The following is a 15581-nucleotide window of genomic DNA, read 5'->3' as shown; positions in this document are numbered from 1 at the left end:
TAGGCCGCAGGCCGTAATCCGACAACATTGTTGGCGTCTGTGGTGGGTGTCGGATTACGCGAGGTGAGGCCTCGCTAATCCGACCTACGCCCTATACAAGCTCCGGTTTTTACACGTCCAGCTTCAGCTGCAAGCCCGTCGCAGTATAAGTCGGCGTGACCTTGAAGCCATCGACGGTTATGCTGTCGAACTTGCCCTTCAGGCTGGCCGCGCCGATGACGCTCAAGGTGTCGCCGGCGGCCGGCTTGTAGCCGTTCTGGAACGTCACCTTCAGGCTGCCGCCGGCCACCGTCATCGCGCCGGCCACCGTCAAACGGCCGCCTTGGCCGCTGCCCAGTTTCAATTCCAGGTTGCCGGTTGCCAGCTGCGTGTACTTTGCCGCCAGCGCCAGGCTGGTGGCCGCACTGCTGACCAGCGTGCCGCCGCTGACATACACGTCGCCCTTGCCGAAGGCCGTGGCCGACAGCGCTTCCAGGCGGCCGGCTTCGACTTGTGTGCCGCCGCTCCAGCTGTTGTTGCCGGCCAGTTTCAGGGTGCCCGTGCCTTGCTTGTTCAGCTTGCCTGCGCCGCTGATGTCGTTGCGCCAGCGGTCCATGGCATTGAAGCCGCCCTTGGCCGCATCCATCGCCACCACCACATTGCCGGTCAATACGCCATAGCCATCGGCGGCGGCAAACAGGTTCAGGCGGCCCCAGCCTTCAGCATCGTCCATCACCGGGTAGCCCGATGGCATGGCCGTGGTTTTCAGCACCACGCGGCGCTGCGCGTCGGACAGATACGGCAAGCGTGTTTCCAGCAGCACTTCCGCGCCTTTCGGCACCACGGCGGGCACAGTAGCCGAACCGGTCTGGGCAAAGCCAAACGTCATGCGGCGGATATACGCGGCCTTGTTGGCGGCGTAGTCGCCAAAGCGGTCGTTGGCGCTGGTGCCCGAGTGGGCGTAGTCATAAAAGTTGTCGGCGGTGGTGCCGGTCTTTGCCATCAGGGTGGTGTGCGCCTGCGTGACGGCGGCGGCCTTGGTGGCGGCCGTGGCGCTATCCAACAGGTTGGCGGCGGCAATCGCTTGCGCCTGCACCCTGCCGCTGATCACGTCGAGCGGCGAATGCATGCCGGCGATAATGCGGTTCTCGCCCAGTTCCAGGCCACGCGCCACCATTTCCTGGTAGCGCTCGGGCAGCACATAGGCCATGCCCACCGCGCCGCGCACGGCTTCGGCCGAGTGGCCGCTGGTAAAGCCGCCGTCAGTCGATGGCGTGGCGCTCTTGGCCGGCACCAGTGCCGGGATCAAGACCACATTGCTGCTCCAGCGATATGGACGTGCATATTTGTAGAAGCGCTTGGCCGGTTCGGTCGAGCCATTGTTGCCCATGGCGTTGACCAGCGCGACCACGTTGCCGAATTCGGCATTGCTGCTGCCGGCCACGCCGGTGTTGCTGCCGCTGTCGTTGTACAGCACGGTGGTGGCGTCCGGCGCGATGGCCGTGATGCTGGTGCTCTGGCGCGCGGCGCTGCGCCAGGCGTCGGTCAGAGGGCCCATGCCGTCGGTAATGCTGTAGCCCTTGCCGCGGCGGTCGTCCAGATAGGCCGCCAGTTCCTGCGCCGGGGTGCGGCTGGTGGTGGCTTTCACCACGTAATCGATATTGGCGTTGTGCACCGCTGCGTTGACGATGGTGCCGCCTGGCGTGCCATCGTTCGGCACGCCGGTCCAGGCCGATTGCGTCACGGCCGGGAAGGCGCCGACGGCGGGCGCGGTGACGCCGGCGTCGACGATTTCCGTCAGCGGTTTCCAGATATCGAGCATGCCGATCAGCACGCGCACGCCGGCGTTGCTGGCGGCCGTGGCGTAGCGGGCGTCGCCGCGCTGGTTGCTGGCGACATTGTCGACAAACGGCAAGGCCGTGGCCGATGGCAGCGCCGTATCGGGCGCGCCCTGGTCGGCCGGGGCGGCTGGAATCATCAGCGCGGTATCGTCATTGTGATCGGAACCGCCGCAGGCGGCGAGGGCGAGGGCGGCGCTGATGGCCAGCGCCAAGGGCAGGCGGCGGGTCATGGGAAATGCGTGCATGTGGAAACCTTGACGTAGTGGGAGGCTGGAAAAAACCTCCGCAGCATAGCCGCGCTTTATGACGCCTTCATGACGCCGCCGTAGCGTGCCGGGCCTTACCTTGGCGCCACGATATGCACGATCGCCGCGCTATGCACCACGATCTTGTCGGCATCGGCCTGCAACAATCGAATGCGCCGCTGCACCAGCGGCCAGCCCGACCAGCTTGGGTCGGCCACAGAAGGCGCTGGCAACGCCGGCTGCGGTGCGCTGATGGCGGCCTGGTTGTCAAGCTGATCCAGCGCGCGTGACAGGGTTCTGCACACTTGCGTATGGCTATGCGTCAATAGCGCATTGACGGGCGCCACCGGCAGCTCGCTGGCGTGGCGGCCCAGGATCGAGCGCAGCGCTGCCACATGCGCCACCAGCAGATAGTTCTGCACGATAAACAGGTTGATGTCTTCCACCGCGCGCTGCTTGCTGGCTGGCTCGTCGAGCATGCGCACCAGTGCCGAACTCAGCGCAGCCAGGCTGTCCATCAGGCGCTTGCGCTCGATGCGGTAGGCAAAGTCGTCGAAACACTTGCCTTGCAGCAGTTCGAAGCTGGCCTCCATATAGGACAGATTCACGGTCAGTACCTGGCGGATCAATCGTGGCAGGCTCTGGTATTCCCAGTTGGCCAGCACAAAGCTGAACACGGTGGCCACCGCCGCGCCGATCAGGGTGTCGATCAGGCGCTCGCTGACCAGGTTCGGATTGCTCGGCGCCACCAGGTGCATCTGCAGCAAAATCATCAGGCTGACGGCAATTGCCGTATAGCGGTAGCGCAGGTAGATAAAGGTGGGCGTGGCGACGATCGACAGGAACAGAATTGCCATCAGCGCGATATTGCTGTGCACGTAGCGGATCACGATAGCGGTCGCCACGCAGCCGATGATGGTGCCGATAATGCGGTCGGCGCGGCGCTGTCGCGTCATGCTGAAGGTAGGCCGCAAGATAATGACGATGGTCAGGACGATCCAGTAGCTGTGCGCCGCATACGGCAACCAGTGGCCGATCAACAGACCGACCGAAATGGCCATCGCCACGCGCAGCGCGAAGCGAAAGATCGGCGACTCCGGGCGCAGCTGCGACAGCAGGGTGGTCAGTTCGTATTTTTGCTGCGACAGGAACGGTGCCATGTCGGCGCCGCTCCAGAACGGCACATCGGCATAGACCTTCTGGCTGGCCAGGTGCAGCTCGCCGATCATTTTCAAAATGGCGCGGATCTTGTTGCGCTGCGCGCGCAAGGTCGCCAGCGCTTCCTGCGCGCTATCGCCTTTGGCCTGCAGGCGGGCAATTTCCGCCTCGATATCAAGCCATTCCTTGTCGTAACTGATCTGCGCATACGAGGCACGCTTGCGCGTGACGGCGTAGGCGACGGACTCGATATCGCGCGCCGCCTTGTAGGCCAGGTCATGCAGGGAATTCAAGACCTCGGAATCGGCCAGGTGCTGGCGCAGCAGCGCGTAATCGGTGTGGGTCGACAGGATCAGTTCGTACAGGTCCAGCATGCAGACATGAACCTGCACCACGATGGCGTCCTTGCTGTTCTTGTGGCTGCGCAAAATCAGATCGCGCGAGGCCTGCTGGCGGTCGGCCAGGATGCTCTGGTGGCGCACCAGTTTGTTGAACTGTTCCGTCAGGTTGAAACGCGCATCATAAAAATCGGCCTTGATATCGATATACGCGGCCAGTTCGAACAGCGCCTCGGCCAGCACCTGCTGCTTGATACGGTGGCGCAATACCCAGGCCACCGCCATTGCATAGGCCAAATACGCCAGGCCGCCCAGCATGAACAGGCCCGCATGGTGGAACGACTGCTGCCATGTCATCTGGTGCTCCATCGACATAGTCATGATGAACAGCGCGGCCAGTTGCAAAGGCATCGACTTTTTGCCGTACACCACCATCATGCTGGCCAGGAAGCTCACCAGCACCAGCACCGTCATCAACAACCATTGCACCGGGCCGCACAGGCTGATCAACAGGGTCACAAAGCTGCACAGCAGCACCGAGGCCAGCATTTCGTTGAATTTGTGGCGCAGCGGGCTGGGCATGTCCATCAGGGTGGTGCATAGCGCGCCGATGCCGACCGTCATGGCGGTAGCGCTGTCGCTGATTTCCAGCGTCAGCAAGGTAAGGCCGACCAGGCCGATGGCCACGCGCAAGCCCAGGTAAAAATAATGGCTGTAAATAAAGGTGCGCAGGTTCAGTGCGTAGTGCATGGTTGTACCTTGTGGGCAGAGCACAGAAAGAGGCGCTGCACCGGGGTCTCCGCTGCAGCGCCAGGATAGTACGATTTCTTGCAGCCCGGATCAGTTCAGGGCCAGCACCGGGTAGCGCCGCCACTCAGGCTCGGCAAAGCGCTGGCAGTTTTCAAAGATAAAGTCGAGCACGGCTTCCTGATTGCTCAGCAAATCGGGGTTGGCCGTTTTCCATTCGGCAAACTTGGCCGCCAGTAGCGGTTCGTCGCGCAGCAATTCGAACGCCATGTCCTCGAATACATAATCGGAAAACGCTTCCTTCTTTTCCAGCACGCTGTTGAAAAAGCCCCAGCGGAAAAAGCTGTCGTGCGCCTGCGGCTCCAGGGTTTCGACCACATAGCGCGCCTGGTCCTGGTCCAGGCTGACCATATAGTCGCCCGCCACCAGGGTGAACTGCGCCGTGCGCGCTTCCACTTCCACGGTGTCATGGAACATATGGCCTTCGTAGGCGGTAGCGCGCGTGCCGACTTCCTCGATATGGTAGTAGCGCGCCGTTACGGTCTGTTCGCTGGTGATGCGGCTCATTTCAACGCCATTCCAGCGCAGGCGGTCGATCACTTCGCGCCAGGCTTGCGGCACCACATAGGCTTTTGGCGCCGGCACCACCACATCGGCGTCGAAGCGGTTGTAATACTTGATATCGGCTTCCCACGGCTGCGAGCGGTCGTACGACAGGCGCTGGTAATCACCGATCACGCTGGGCGTATATTGCGCCTGATAGCCCTTGAAGCGGAAGGTCGACGGCTGCTCTTCGTTCATGCGCCAGCTGACCGGCCATTCGCGCTGCTGGCGGCCGGCGGCTTTTGCTTGCGCGCGCAATTGACGGATCTGCTCGCCATGCTCGACCGTAAACGCCATAGTGATGTCGAGCAGGGCGCGCATCGAGGCGTAACGGTCGGCGAACGGTTTCAACATATGCGTTTCGGGCATGAAGCCGATCACATGGTGCAGGGCCGCAAAGCCGGTCGAAAAGCGCGGCACTTCCAAAAATTCCGCAATCCCATGGTCGGGGCTGTCCTTGAGCGGATTCACATACGGGCAGGTCGGCCAGCCTGCTGCTTCCATGTGCGCGAAGATATGCGGCAGCATGGTGTCTTGCAGGAAGGGGCCCAGGCCATTGCCCAGCTTGTCCGTCTGCGTGTGGATCAGGGTCATGGTGTACGGGTAGTCAGCACCGTTGGACGTATGGGTGTCGACCATCACGTCCGGGTCCCAGCTGGCCAGCAGGCGGTTGAATACCTGCGCGTTCAGGCTGTCGCACTTGATGAAGTCGCGGTTCAGGTCCAGGTGGCGGCTGTTGCCGCGAAAGCCGAACTGTTCCGGGCCATCCTGGTTGACGCGCGAAGTATTGGCACGGTTCAGGCTGCCATCGACGTTGTAGATTGGAATAAACAGCAGCACGGTGCTGCCCAGCGCCGCCAGGCGGGCCGGGTCGGTGCACAAGTCGCGCACGATGGCCATGCAGGCGTCAATGCCTTCCGGTTCGCCCGGGTGGATGCCGTTGTTGTTGAAAAATACGGTACGCCCTGCCTGCTTGATCTGCGCGCGGTCGAACACGCCGTCGGCGCTGACCACGCCAGCGTGGATCGGCACGCCCGAATCGGACAGGCCGATCTGTTCAAAATGCAGCACTTGTGGATAGCGTGCGGCGAGTTCTTTGTAGAAAGTGATGCATTCCAGCCAGGTCGTGGTCTGGTTGTGGTTACCGAGTTCGTAGGTTGTGCGCAAGTCTTGTGGCATGGCGGTCTGAGTCTGAGGGGGCGGAAAGCACGCTGGATAAGCGCGCTCGCAAGGGGGCAATTGTAGCACCGGCGTCTTCGGCTTGATGCGGTGCAGAAGGCGGTATCAAAGGCCGTGTTATCAATAAGCCTCACAAACGGGAGGCGCCATGCGCACCATCATCATTATCCTGCTGTGCTGGTACGCCAGCAGTGCTGCCGCCCATGACGGTTCGGTGACCATCGCCGCCGATGGTGCATTGATACGCTATCGCGGCATGCTGCTGGCGCTCGATGGCGCAGTCGCCGAACCAGCCGGGCAAGCCGTCGATCTGCGCTTGAGGTCGGGCAGCTTGCCGCTGTGGCAGTCGATGACCCGGCGCAAGGGCAAGGTGCGTGTGGAAATCACGGCGTTGCCAGGCCCGGGCGACTTGCCCGCCCTGTTGCTGGACTTTGGCGACAATGGCTACCGTATCGTGATCCCGGCCGCCAGCATGGAACCGGTGGATTATCCCCTGCTGGCGCAGCGCTATCCGGGCGCCGACCTGGCCCTGCCACTGGAGCATGGCCAGCGCGTGATCCTGCATGGCGTGCAGCGGCAAACCTCGCCATACCGGTTTTCCAATCTCAGGCGCTAGACGAAAAAAAGCCACTTCCGAAGAAGTGGCCCAGGCTGCAACTGCCCGTCGCCGGGCTGGTTGACTACTTATTCAGCGCCCATTTCTTTCAGCAGATTGTCGGCGTGATCGACATGCTTCATGTTCCACAGCATGTAACGCAGGTCGACCTGGATCGAACGGGTGTTGGCCTTGTTGTAGTCCCAATCGGAAATGATCGAGTCCAGCGTGCCATCGAAGGCCAGGCCGATGAATTCACCTTTCGAGTTCAGCGCAGCCGAACCGGAGTTGCCGCCGGTGATGTCCAGGGTGGCCAGGTAATCGACCGGCACGGTTTTCAGTTTCGGATCGACAAATTTGCCGAAGTCCTTGGCCTTGATCGCTGCCAGCTGGTTCGCAGGCGCGTTGAATTCGCCTTCGCCGGTGGCTTTGGCGACCACCCCATTGACGGTGGTAAACGCGGTCCAGGTGGTGCCGTCGGCGCCGTGGTCACGCGAAGCAACTTTGCCGAACGTCACGCGCAGGGTGCTGTTGGCGTCAGGATAGACGGCTTGGCCCTTGCTCTTCATGTAGGCGATCTTTGCTTTCATGTAGTTGGCGTACGACTGCTGGATCTTGCCCGACAGCTCTTCGTCTTCCGCTTCGTTTTTCAGCGAATCCGGATACATGGCAACGGCTGCCTGGATAAAGGTATCCTTGCTGGCTTGGAATTCGGCTGGCGTGCGTTTCAGCCATTCCGTGCGTTCTGCCTTGTCGCCCAGCTTGCTGCCGGCATACAGCTTGTCCAGTGCTGCTGCCAGGTCGGCTTGCGACATGCCGTCCTTGATGCCGATGGCGGCGTCAAAGCTGGCGCGGCGCTGGGCTGCTGGCTGGGCGGCGTACTTGGCCAGGCTGTTCAGTACCAGCGCCTTGTCGACTTTTTCATCGTAGGTGCGCTCGACCGAGGAGATGCTCGATTCCAGGCGTGGCAGGTCGCGCGTCTGGTAACCCGATTTGCGCTCGGTATCGGCCTTGGTGCTTTCATTGGCCAGGCGGTACAGGCTGCGTGCCGTGCTCAGCAGGCGTGGCTGCGCGTAGCCCAGGAAGAAGTCGCGCTTGGTGTCGGCGTCGCGCTCGGCGATCAGCTTTTCCACCTGCTCGATGTCGCCGGCGAACTCGGCCTTGCGGGCGGCGTTGGCGTTGACCCAGGTTTTCAGCGCTTCATGTTCGGCCGTCTTGCGGGCCAGGAAGTCGCTGCCCGCGTAGGAGTCCAGCATGCCCTGGCGGTTCTTGTAGTAATTGTTCACGCCGGCAACTTGGCCCGCGTATTTCAGCGCGACGTCCTTGTTGTCTTTGGTTTCGCGCGCGATGATGGCCAGCGTTTCGCCCGAGGCTTTGACAAACGCAGGGTAGTTCCAGTCAAACGTGAACGCTACTTCCGACGGCAGGCGGTGACGGTTGGTGCGGCCGGGGTAGCCCAGCGCCATCACGAAATCGCCTTCTTTCAAGCCATCCTTGGCCAGTTTCAGCACGTGTTTCGGCTGATACGGCACGTTGTCCTTGCTGAAGTCGGCAGCTTTGCCGTCGCGGCTGACATAGGCGCGGTAGAAACCGTAGTCGCCCGTGTGGCGTGGCCACATCCAGTTGTCGGTGTCGCCGCCGAACTTGCCCACGCCGGCCGGTGGTGCATGGACCAGGCGCACGTCGCGAATTTCCAGTTGCTTGATCAGGTAGAACTCCAGGCCGCCGTAGTAGGCCGACACGGTGCAGCGGAAGCCCGCTTCTTTTTCGCATTCGGCGACCAGTTTCTTCTGGTTTTTTTCGATCGCGTCGATGCGTGCCTTGCCTTGCAGCTTGGCCACGTCGGCGGTGATGATCTTGTCGCTGACATTGGTTACGGCCGAGGTGACGAAGATGCGGCTGCCTGGCGCGGCCGGCAGTTCTTCAGCGAAAGTCTTGGCCAGGAAACCGTTGGCCAGCAGATCGCGCTCCTTGGTGGAATTGATCGCCACGCTGTTGTAGACGCAATGGTGGTTGGTGGCAACCAGGCCTTGCGGCGAGACAAACGAGGCCGAGCAGCCGCCCAGGCTGACGATGGCGCCCATCGGGAATTCGGTCAGCTTGGTCAGGGTGGCCGGGTCCAGTTTCAGGCCGGCGGCTTTCAATTCCTTGGCTACTTGTGGCAGCTGTTGTGGCATCCACATGCCTTCGTCGGCGTGTGCAAAATTGCTCAGGATAGCGAGCGCAATCAGGGATTTTTTCATTCGAGTTCTGGTCTTTTACATGAAGGGAAGTCGGATTTTAGCGGCTGTACCCGCTGATTTTTTCAGCGGGCGACCTAGAGTATCCGTATCACCGTGTGACTAGTCAATGACATTTTCCGTATCACAAGGTCAACCGTGTCGCATGCGCCAGACAAAGAATGACCATGGCCGGGCGCTTGCGCGGCCCGGCCATGGTGAAAGTTATTGCTTTTCGGCTATCGTATTGACAGCCGCACGACAGGCATGCCGGCTTAACGCATCTTGCCTCGACGCAGCAAGTTGACAATGCCCAGCAGGATCACGGCGCCCAGGAAGGAAACCAGCAAGGATGCAAGGCTGAAGTTGTCGCTATTGATGGTGCCCGTGCCGAACAGTGGGGCCAGCAGCCAGCCGCCGAGGAAGGCGCCAACGATGCCGACCACGATGTTCAGGAAGATGCCTTGTTGCGCATTGGTTTTCATGACCATGCTGGCCAGCCAGCCTATCACGCCACCGATAACTATCCAGATAATGAAATTCATGTGATCCTCCGCCCGATCAAGAAATGGTTGTGGTTTGCGCCAGCAGTGCTGATGGCTGATCACATCTTGCGCCAGCTGCGCGCTTCGGTCGGTGCGGCAGTGCACATGCATGACAACTTGCTACGCCGTCGCCGCATGAAAAAAGCCCGCCTGGCTGCTGGCAGCGAGGCGGGCTTTTTGACCAACGACTATCTTAATCAGCCTTGATGGCTTCCACCTGAATCGCCAGCTTGACTTCCGGCGAGAACGCCGGCAGGCCGAAGCTCAGGCCAAAGTCGTCGCGCTTGAATTGGGCCGTGGCGTTTGCGCCGCACACTTCACGCTTGTAGCGCGGGTGCATGATGCACTTGAACTTGTCCACCTTCAGTGTTACCGGTTTGGTCACGCCCAGCAGGGTCAGTTCGCCGTCGACTTCGGTCAACTGATCACCGGTGAACTTGAGCTTGTTGCTCTTGTAGGTGATTTGCGGGAATTTTTCCACGTTGAACATGTCCGCTTTCTTGGCGTGGGTATTCATCGCATCGAGGCCGAAGTCGATCGAATCGGCTTCGATCACCAGGTCCAGCGAGCCGGTCTTGGCAGCGCGGTCCAGGGTGACCGTACCCTTGGTCTTGTTGAACTTGCCGCGCCAGACGGACATGCCCATGTGATCGGCTTCAAAGCTGGGGAAGGTATGGGTCGGGTCGAGGTTGTACGTATCGGCGGCGGCCATGGCCGAACCAGCGCTGGCGGCGGCCAGCATGGCGATCATCAAGTGCGAAATTTTCATTGAAGTCCTAAAAGGTTTACCGTCGGGATGGTTTTTACTGCGCTGCTACGTGGAATTTAATCGTTACCTCGTCGGCGACCATGCTGGTGTCTTTCCACTCGCCTTCGCCGATGTTGTAGGTCAGGCGCTTGATCGGCAGGGCGCCGTCAAACGTGTACTTGCCGCCTTCGGCTTTCACGGTCAACGGGAAGCTCACGTCGGTGGCCTTGCCCTTGATGTTGAGCTTGCCGGTGACGGTCAGCTTGCCGGCGCCGGCCGCCTTGATGCCGCTCGACACAAACGTCGCTTTCGGGAACTGGGCCGCGTTGAACCATTCTTTCTTCGCTACCTCCTTGTTGTATTCCGGGTCGCCAATGTCGATGCTGGCCGTGTCGATTTCCACGGTTGCCTTGGAGGCGTCCGGCGTGGCCGGGTTGTAATCGATGGCGATATTGAATTTCTTGAACTTCGCTTCGACCGGCACATTCATTTGCTTGAAGACGGCCGAGACGCTCGACTTGGCGGGATCGGTTTTCAGCAGGGTGGCGGCGGTGGCGGCCACGGACAGGCCCAGCAGGGAAGCGAGGACAATGCGTTGGGTGGTTTTCATTTTATTTTTCCTGGTAGTTCAGTAAAGGGAGGTGCGCGATCACGGAAGCATGCGTTTGAGGACGCCATCCTTGTCGATGAACTGGTGCTTGAGCGCCGCCAGTACGTGGGCGGCAACGGCCGCGGCCATTGTCATGTTCAGAACATAGTGAATGTCTTTTAAGAGCGGCTTAAGCTCGGGATTGGGTGCCATGATGACGGGCAGCTGGAACAGGCCCAGGTAGACCACCGGCACGCCTGCCGCCAGGGTGTACAGATAGCCGGAAACTGGCACGGCAAAGATCAGGATATACAGCAGCACGTGCATGGCGTCGGCCGCCTTTTTTTGCCAGGCGACCATGCTGGCCGGATGCGGTGGCGGCACATTGGCTTTACGCCACAGCAGGCGGATGGCGGCGATCGCCAGCACCGTCACGCCCAGCCATTTGTGCCAGGAAAAGTATTTGAGCTTGGTCGGCGTCAGGCCCGGGATATCGACCATGACCAGGCCCATGGTGAAGGCGCTGATGATGAGCAGGGCGGTCAGCCAGTGCAGGAGGATGGCGGTGTTGCTGTAGCGATGCATCGATTGCTTTCTTGAAAGTAGTACGTGTTAGGACTAATCCAGCCTAATATACCAAAGAAAAACAAAGTGCGCAGGGGCGCTGCAGATTCTACAAGAAAGACCGGCATAAAAACCGCGGGGCGGGCGGCATTTGTTTGCCGGCCGCCCCGCAGGGAGTGAAAGCACCTGTCGCCAGGCGCCGATGTGCAGTACTTAGATGGCCTTGGCCAGCTGCGCCGCGATACCGATGTAATTTGCCGGCGTCATGGTCAAGAGCACGTCTTTCGCGTCCTGCGGAATGGCCAGGCCGTTGACGAAGGTTTGCAGCGCTTCTTTCGAAATGCCCTTGCCGCGCGTCAGTTCCTTCAGTTGCTCATATGGGTTTTCAATGCCATAGCGGCGCATCACGGTCTGCACCGGTTCGGCCAGCACTTCCCAGGTCGCATCCAGGTCTTGCGCCAGGCGCGCGTGGTTTACTTCCAGCTTGTTCAGGCCGCGCAGGCAGCTGTCGTAGGCCAGCAAGGTGTAACCCAGGCCGACGCCGATATTGCGCAGCACGGTCGAATCGGTCAGGTCGCGCTGCATGCGCGAGACCGGCAATTTTTCCGACAGGTGTTTCAGCACGGCGTTGGCCAGGCCCAGGTTGCCTTCCGAGTTTTCAAAGTCGATCGGGTTGACCTTGTGCGGCATGGTCGACGAGCCGATTTCGCCGGCCTTCAGTTTCTGCTTGAAGTAGCCCAGCGACACATAGGTCCAGATATCGCGGTTCAGGTCCAGCAGGATGGTGTTGACGCGCGCGAAGGCGTCGAACAGTTCGGCCATGTAGTCATGCGGCTCGATCTGGATGGTGTACGGATTGAATACCAGGCCCAGGCGCTGTTCGATCACGGCTTGCGAAAACGCCGGCCAGTCGAATGACGGGTAGGCCGACAAATGGGCATTGTAGTTGCCTACTGCGCCATTCATCTTGCCGAGGATTTCCACCTGTTCGATACGTTTCACGGCGCGCTGCAAGCGCGCCACGACGTTGGCAAATTCCTTGCCCAAGGTGGTCGGGCTGGCTGTCTGGCCGTGCGTGCGCGACAACATTGGTACGTCGGCATTGGCGTGGGCGATCTGCGTCAGCTTGGCCACCAGGCCGCTCAAGGCTGGCAGCATCACGCCGTCGCGCGCAGCTTTGAGCATCATGCCGTGCGAGGTGTTGTTGATGTCTTCCGAGGTGCAGGCAAAGTGGATGAACTCCGAGGCGGCCACCAGTTCCGGCACGTCGGCGACTTGCTCCTTGAGCCAGTATTCAACCGCTTTCACGTCATGGTTGGTGACCGCTTCGATGGCCTTGATGCGGGCCGCGTCGGCTTCCGAGAAGTCAGCCGCCATTTTGTCGAGCAGCGCGTTCGCTTGCGCCGAGAACGGCTTGATCTCGTCGAAGCCCGCTTGCGACAGCGCTTGCAGCCAGGAAATCTCCACTTTCACGCGGTGGTGCATGAAACCGGCTTCGGACAGGATCGGGCGCAGCAGATCGGTCTTGCTGGCGTAGCGGCCATCGAGCGGAGACAGGGCCGACAGCGTGGAATACGGAGTAGTAGAGGTCATGAGAGCGGACGCAAGTTAATGAAACGGTGGGCGCGTGGCGCGCAGCAGAGCCTGGGCAAGCGCGCTGGTCACGCGCTGGCAGAGGGAAGGCGCCACGGGAAAACAGCGATTTTACCACTGCTGGCCACCCTTTTGATGCTGGCGGCCGGTGCGCGGGCCGAATGCGGCATGTCCGCCACACTGGCCGACAGGCATGTCGCACGCTGCCAAATGCGGGCCGCGCCGATGCTATACTGATAGCACCTCGTCTACTTTAAAGTGTCCATGAAACTGATCGGTTCCCTCGCCAGCCCGTATGTCCGCAAAGTCCGCATCGTGCTGGCAGAGAAAAAGCTCGACTATGCTTTCGAGCTGGAAAACGTGTGGGTGCCCGAGACGCGCATCGCCGAAGCCAATCCGCTGGGCAAAGTGCCTTGCCTGGTGATGGAAGACGGCAGCGCGCTGCTCGATTCGCGCGTGATCGTCGAATACCTCGACACCCTCACGCCGGTGTGCAAACTGCTGCCGGCCGGCGGCAATGGCCGCGAGCGCGCCGACATCAAGAACTGGGAAGCGCTGGCCGACGGCATCCTCGACGCGGGCGTGCTGATGCGCCTGGAGCGCGCCCAGCGCCCGCCCGAACAGCAGAGCGAAGCGTGGATCGCGCGCCAGCACGACAAGGTCACGCGTGGCCTGGCCGTGCTCGACGCGCGCCTGGGCGAGAGCGTGTATTGCGCCGGCAAGAACTACACGCTGGCCGACGTGGCGGTCGGCTGCGCGCTGGGCTGGCTCAGCTTCCGCTTTCCTGAAATCGACTGGCGCGGCGAACACCCGGCGCTGGCGCGATTGTTCGACAAATTGTCCGAGCGGCAGTCGTTCAAGGACACCGTACCGCAGGCTTGAAACCGCGGACGAAAAAAAACCGGCAGGCTTGCCGGTTTTTTGTTGGGCGCTGAAGATTACTCTTCGACCGCCATTTGGCTCTGCAGGTAATTTTGCAGGCCGATCTTGGCGATCAGGTCGATCTGTGTTTCCAGCCAGTCGATATGCTCTTCGGTGTCTTCCAGAATCATCAGGAACAGGTCGCGCGACACATAGTCGGCGGCCTTTTCGCTGATGGCGATGCCTTCCTTGACGGTGGCGTGCGCGGCGCGTTCCAGTTTCAAATCGCATTCGAGCATTTCCGGTGTGTTCTCGCCGATCAGCAGCTTGTGCAGCGCTTGCAAGTTAGGCAGGCCGTCGAGCATCAGGATGCGGTCGATCAGCTTGTCGGCGTGTTTCATTTCGCCGATCGATTCTTCGTATTCTTTCTTGCCCAGCTTTTCCAGGCCCCAGTGCTTGTACATGCGTGCATGCAGGAAGTACTGGTTGATGGCCGACAGTTCGTTGGTGAGCTGTGCGTTGAGCATGCGGATGACTTCTTTATCGCCCTTCATGGGATTTCCTTTGTTCTGTGCTGCGGTCAATGATGAAACCGGATCTTGGGGCGGTCACTACCGGGTGGCGCCAAGGCTGCCTGGTGACGCATGCGATTGCTTGTTTGCCGGTCTCGCTATGCCCGCATGATAGCGCAAAATGTTAGTCATTTTTGACCTGAAACATGGTTTTTCCGTATTTTTAACGTAAATATCGCGCGAATAAAACCCATTCTCAAATGGATTGCCACACTCGGCCAATTTTTATTCGTCAAGGCAAATGAAGGCCATACTCATTCGCATTTCAGATGCCCGTTGCAAGCTGTGCGGTTCTTGCTTTCAAGCCTGTTTTGGCATGGTGGCCGGTGCGATAATCGGGTAATGATTTTTATTTACAAAGGAAAGCAAGATGATGCTGCATATACCTGGCGTGCTGACGCCTGAACAGGTGTCGTATTTCCGCCAGCGCCTGGCGCAGACCGACTGGGTCGATGGCCGCGCCAGCGTGGGCGAGCAGGGCGCCAAGGTCAAGCGCAACCGACAGCTGGCCGAAGGCTCGCCGCTGGCGCTGGAGCTGGGCGAGATCGTCAGCCGCGCCCTGATGGCCAATCCGCTGTTCTTTGCCGCCGCGCTGCCGCTGCGCATCCTGCCACCCTTCTTCAACAGCTACGCCGGCGGCGAGCACTATGGCCTGCATGTCGACGGCGCCATCCGCACGCCCAAGGGCGGCATGCAGTCGATGCGCGCCGACGTCTCGTCGACCGTGTTCCTGAGCGAACCGGAAGAATACGAGGGCGGTGAACTGGTGGTGGTCGATTCCTACGGCACGCATGAAGTCAAGCTGCCGGCCGGCGACGTCATCGTCTATCCGTCGACCAGCGTGCATCGCGTGCTGCCCGTCACCAGTGGCGAGCGCATCTGCTCATTCCTGTGGACCCAGAGCATGGTGCGCGATGACTGGAAGCGCAGCATGTTGTTCGAGCTGGATCAGAATATCCAGCAAGTGCGCGGCACGCATGGCGATTCGGAGGCGACGGTGGGGTTGACGGGGCATTATCACAACCTGCTCAGGATGTGGGCGGAGATTTAGTGCTCGCTATAAGCTGTCCAATGCATTTAAAGATGCAAGGCCTAAAATGGCGGGCCGGAGTGAACTGACCCCAAATAGTTGGACGGTTTAATTTGCTAGCTGCTCAAGAACTGAGTTCTGTACTGCACAGGACTCAGCCCTTTTAGCTTGAGCT

Annotated in this window: 14 protein-coding genes; 4 read left to right on the top strand and 10 right to left on the bottom strand. The window is 60.5% G+C overall.

The window, feature by feature from the left end; all coding sequences use genetic code 11:
* Positions 1-109: 109 nt before the first annotated feature.
* The 3 genes from AC0Z42_RS28055 to AC0Z42_RS28045 all read right to left on the bottom strand — a co-directional run bounded on the left by AC0Z42_RS28055 (position 110) and on the right by AC0Z42_RS28045 (position 6090).
* Positions 110-2065 carry a phosphatase PAP2 family protein gene (locus AC0Z42_RS28055; protein WP_485471352.1) on the bottom strand — a complete coding sequence of 652 codons (1956 nt, stop codon included), beginning with the start codon at positions 2063-2065 and terminating at the stop codon, positions 110-112.
* Positions 2066-2160: 95 nt separating this feature from the next.
* On the bottom strand, positions 2161-4311 hold the full coding sequence (locus AC0Z42_RS28050; protein WP_485471351.1) for an FUSC family protein: 2151 nt from the start codon (positions 4309-4311) through the stop codon (positions 2161-2163).
* A 90-nt stretch (positions 4312-4401) separates the two neighbouring features.
* Positions 4402-6090 carry a M14 family zinc carboxypeptidase gene (locus AC0Z42_RS28045; RefSeq protein WP_485471350.1) on the bottom strand — a complete coding sequence of 563 codons (1689 nt, stop codon included), beginning with the start codon at positions 6088-6090 and terminating at the stop codon, positions 4402-4404.
* Between the two features lie 148 nt (positions 6091-6238).
* On the opposite strand from AC0Z42_RS28045, the gene AC0Z42_RS28040 reads away from it, so the two are divergent.
* The gene (locus AC0Z42_RS28040) at positions 6239-6706 is read left to right on the top strand and encodes a hypothetical protein (protein ID WP_485471349.1); all 468 of its coding nucleotides are present in this window, start codon (positions 6239-6241) and stop codon (positions 6704-6706) included.
* 68 nt (positions 6707-6774) lie between these two features.
* On the opposite strand, the gene AC0Z42_RS28035 is transcribed toward AC0Z42_RS28040, so the two are convergent.
* Positions 6775-8928: a S46 family peptidase gene (locus AC0Z42_RS28035; RefSeq protein ID WP_485471348.1), complete on the bottom strand. Its 2154-nt coding sequence runs from the start codon at positions 8926-8928 to the stop codon at positions 6775-6777.
* 251 nt (positions 8929-9179) lie between these two features.
* Entirely contained in the window at positions 9180-9449 is a 270-nt protein-coding gene (locus AC0Z42_RS28030; protein WP_312437788.1) for a GlsB/YeaQ/YmgE family stress response membrane protein, read from the bottom strand.
* Between the two features lie 51 nt (positions 9450-9500).
* Here AC0Z42_RS28030 and AC0Z42_RS28025 point away from each other — a divergent pair, with 51 nt between their 5' ends.
* Positions 9501-9656: a hypothetical protein gene (locus AC0Z42_RS28025; RefSeq protein WP_485471347.1), complete on the top strand. Its 156-nt coding sequence runs from the start codon at positions 9501-9503 to the stop codon at positions 9654-9656.
* On the opposite strand, the gene AC0Z42_RS28020 is transcribed toward AC0Z42_RS28025, so the two are convergent.
* The 4 genes from AC0Z42_RS28020 to purB form a co-directional block, all read right to left on the bottom strand.
* Positions 9643-10218, bottom strand: coding sequence for a YceI family protein (locus tag AC0Z42_RS28020; RefSeq protein ID WP_485471346.1), 576 nt, complete (start codon positions 10216-10218; stop codon positions 9643-9645). The genes AC0Z42_RS28025 and AC0Z42_RS28020 overlap by 14 nt on opposite strands.
* 34 nt (positions 10219-10252) lie before the next feature.
* On the bottom strand, positions 10253-10807 hold the full coding sequence (locus AC0Z42_RS28015) for a YceI family protein (protein WP_485471345.1): 555 nt from the start codon (positions 10805-10807) through the stop codon (positions 10253-10255).
* A gap of 39 nt (positions 10808-10846) precedes the next feature.
* Positions 10847-11371 (bottom strand): cytochrome b, encoded by a 525-nt coding sequence (locus AC0Z42_RS28010; protein WP_485471344.1) that lies wholly within the window; start codon positions 11369-11371, stop codon positions 10847-10849.
* Between the two features lie 192 nt (positions 11372-11563).
* Positions 11564-12943 carry an adenylosuccinate lyase gene (gene purB, locus AC0Z42_RS28005; RefSeq protein WP_485471343.1) on the bottom strand — a complete coding sequence of 460 codons (1380 nt, stop codon included), beginning with the start codon at positions 12941-12943 and terminating at the stop codon, positions 11564-11566.
* 264 nt (positions 12944-13207) lie between these two features.
* Here purB and AC0Z42_RS28000 point away from each other — a divergent pair, with 264 nt between their 5' ends.
* Positions 13208-13825, top strand: a complete 618-nt coding sequence (locus tag AC0Z42_RS28000; protein WP_485471342.1) for a glutathione S-transferase N-terminal domain-containing protein — start codon at positions 13208-13210, stop codon at positions 13823-13825.
* A 56-nt stretch (positions 13826-13881) separates the two neighbouring features.
* Here the strand turns inward: AC0Z42_RS28000 and bfr are convergent, their stop codons facing one another.
* A complete protein-coding gene (bfr, locus tag AC0Z42_RS27995) occupies positions 13882-14358 on the bottom strand; it encodes a bacterioferritin (RefSeq protein WP_485471341.1) in 477 nt (158 codons plus the stop codon).
* A gap of 388 nt (positions 14359-14746) precedes the next feature.
* Here bfr and AC0Z42_RS27990 point away from each other — a divergent pair, with 388 nt between their 5' ends.
* Positions 14747-15427, top strand: coding sequence for a Fe2+-dependent dioxygenase (locus AC0Z42_RS27990; protein ID WP_485471340.1), 681 nt, complete (start codon positions 14747-14749; stop codon positions 15425-15427).
* Positions 15428-15581: the final 154 nt, after the last annotated feature.

It is taken from the genome of Janthinobacterium sp. 1L-D-8-B-C4, assembly GCF_057291295.1.
The sequence above is the reverse complement of the archived record's forward strand: the minus strand, read 5'-3'. Positions and strand labels throughout refer to the sequence as shown.

Excerpts from the sequence above, each read along its gene's own strand:
- AC0Z42_RS28050 (WP_485471351.1), bottom strand. The coding sequence starts at position 4,311 with ATGCACTACGCACTGAACCTGCGCACCTTTATTTACAGCCATTATTTT.
- AC0Z42_RS28015 (WP_485471345.1), bottom strand. The coding sequence starts at position 10,807 with ATGAAAACCACCCAACGCATTGTCCTCGCTTCCCTGCTGGGCCTGTCC.
- purB (WP_485471343.1), bottom strand. The coding sequence starts at position 12,943 with ATGACCTCTACTACTCCGTATTCCACGCTGTCGGCCCTGTCTCCGCTC.
- AC0Z42_RS28010 (WP_485471344.1), bottom strand. The coding sequence starts at position 11,371 with ATGCATCGCTACAGCAACACCGCCATCCTCCTGCACTGGCTGACCGCC.
- AC0Z42_RS27990 (WP_485471340.1), top strand. The coding sequence starts at position 14,747 with ATGATGCTGCATATACCTGGCGTGCTGACGCCTGAACAGGTGTCGTAT.
- AC0Z42_RS28040 (WP_485471349.1), top strand. The coding sequence starts at position 6,239 with ATGCGCACCATCATCATTATCCTGCTGTGCTGGTACGCCAGCAGTGCT.
- AC0Z42_RS28055 (WP_485471352.1), bottom strand. The coding sequence starts at position 2,065 with ATGCACGCATTTCCCATGACCCGCCGCCTGCCCTTGGCGCTGGCCATC.
- AC0Z42_RS28020 (WP_485471346.1), bottom strand. The coding sequence starts at position 10,218 with ATGAAAATTTCGCACTTGATGATCGCCATGCTGGCCGCCGCCAGCGCT.
- AC0Z42_RS28030 (WP_312437788.1), bottom strand. The coding sequence starts at position 9,449 with ATGAATTTCATTATCTGGATAGTTATCGGTGGCGTGATAGGCTGGCTG.
- bfr (WP_485471341.1), bottom strand. The coding sequence starts at position 14,358 with ATGAAGGGCGATAAAGAAGTCATCCGCATGCTCAACGCACAGCTCACC.
- AC0Z42_RS28035 (WP_485471348.1), bottom strand. The coding sequence starts at position 8,928 with ATGAAAAAATCCCTGATTGCGCTCGCTATCCTGAGCAATTTTGCACAC.
- AC0Z42_RS28025 (WP_485471347.1), top strand. The coding sequence starts at position 9,501 with ATGGCTGATCACATCTTGCGCCAGCTGCGCGCTTCGGTCGGTGCGGCA.
- AC0Z42_RS28045 (WP_485471350.1), bottom strand. The coding sequence starts at position 6,090 with ATGCCACAAGACTTGCGCACAACCTACGAACTCGGTAACCACAACCAG.
- AC0Z42_RS28000 (WP_485471342.1), top strand. The coding sequence starts at position 13,208 with ATGAAACTGATCGGTTCCCTCGCCAGCCCGTATGTCCGCAAAGTCCGC.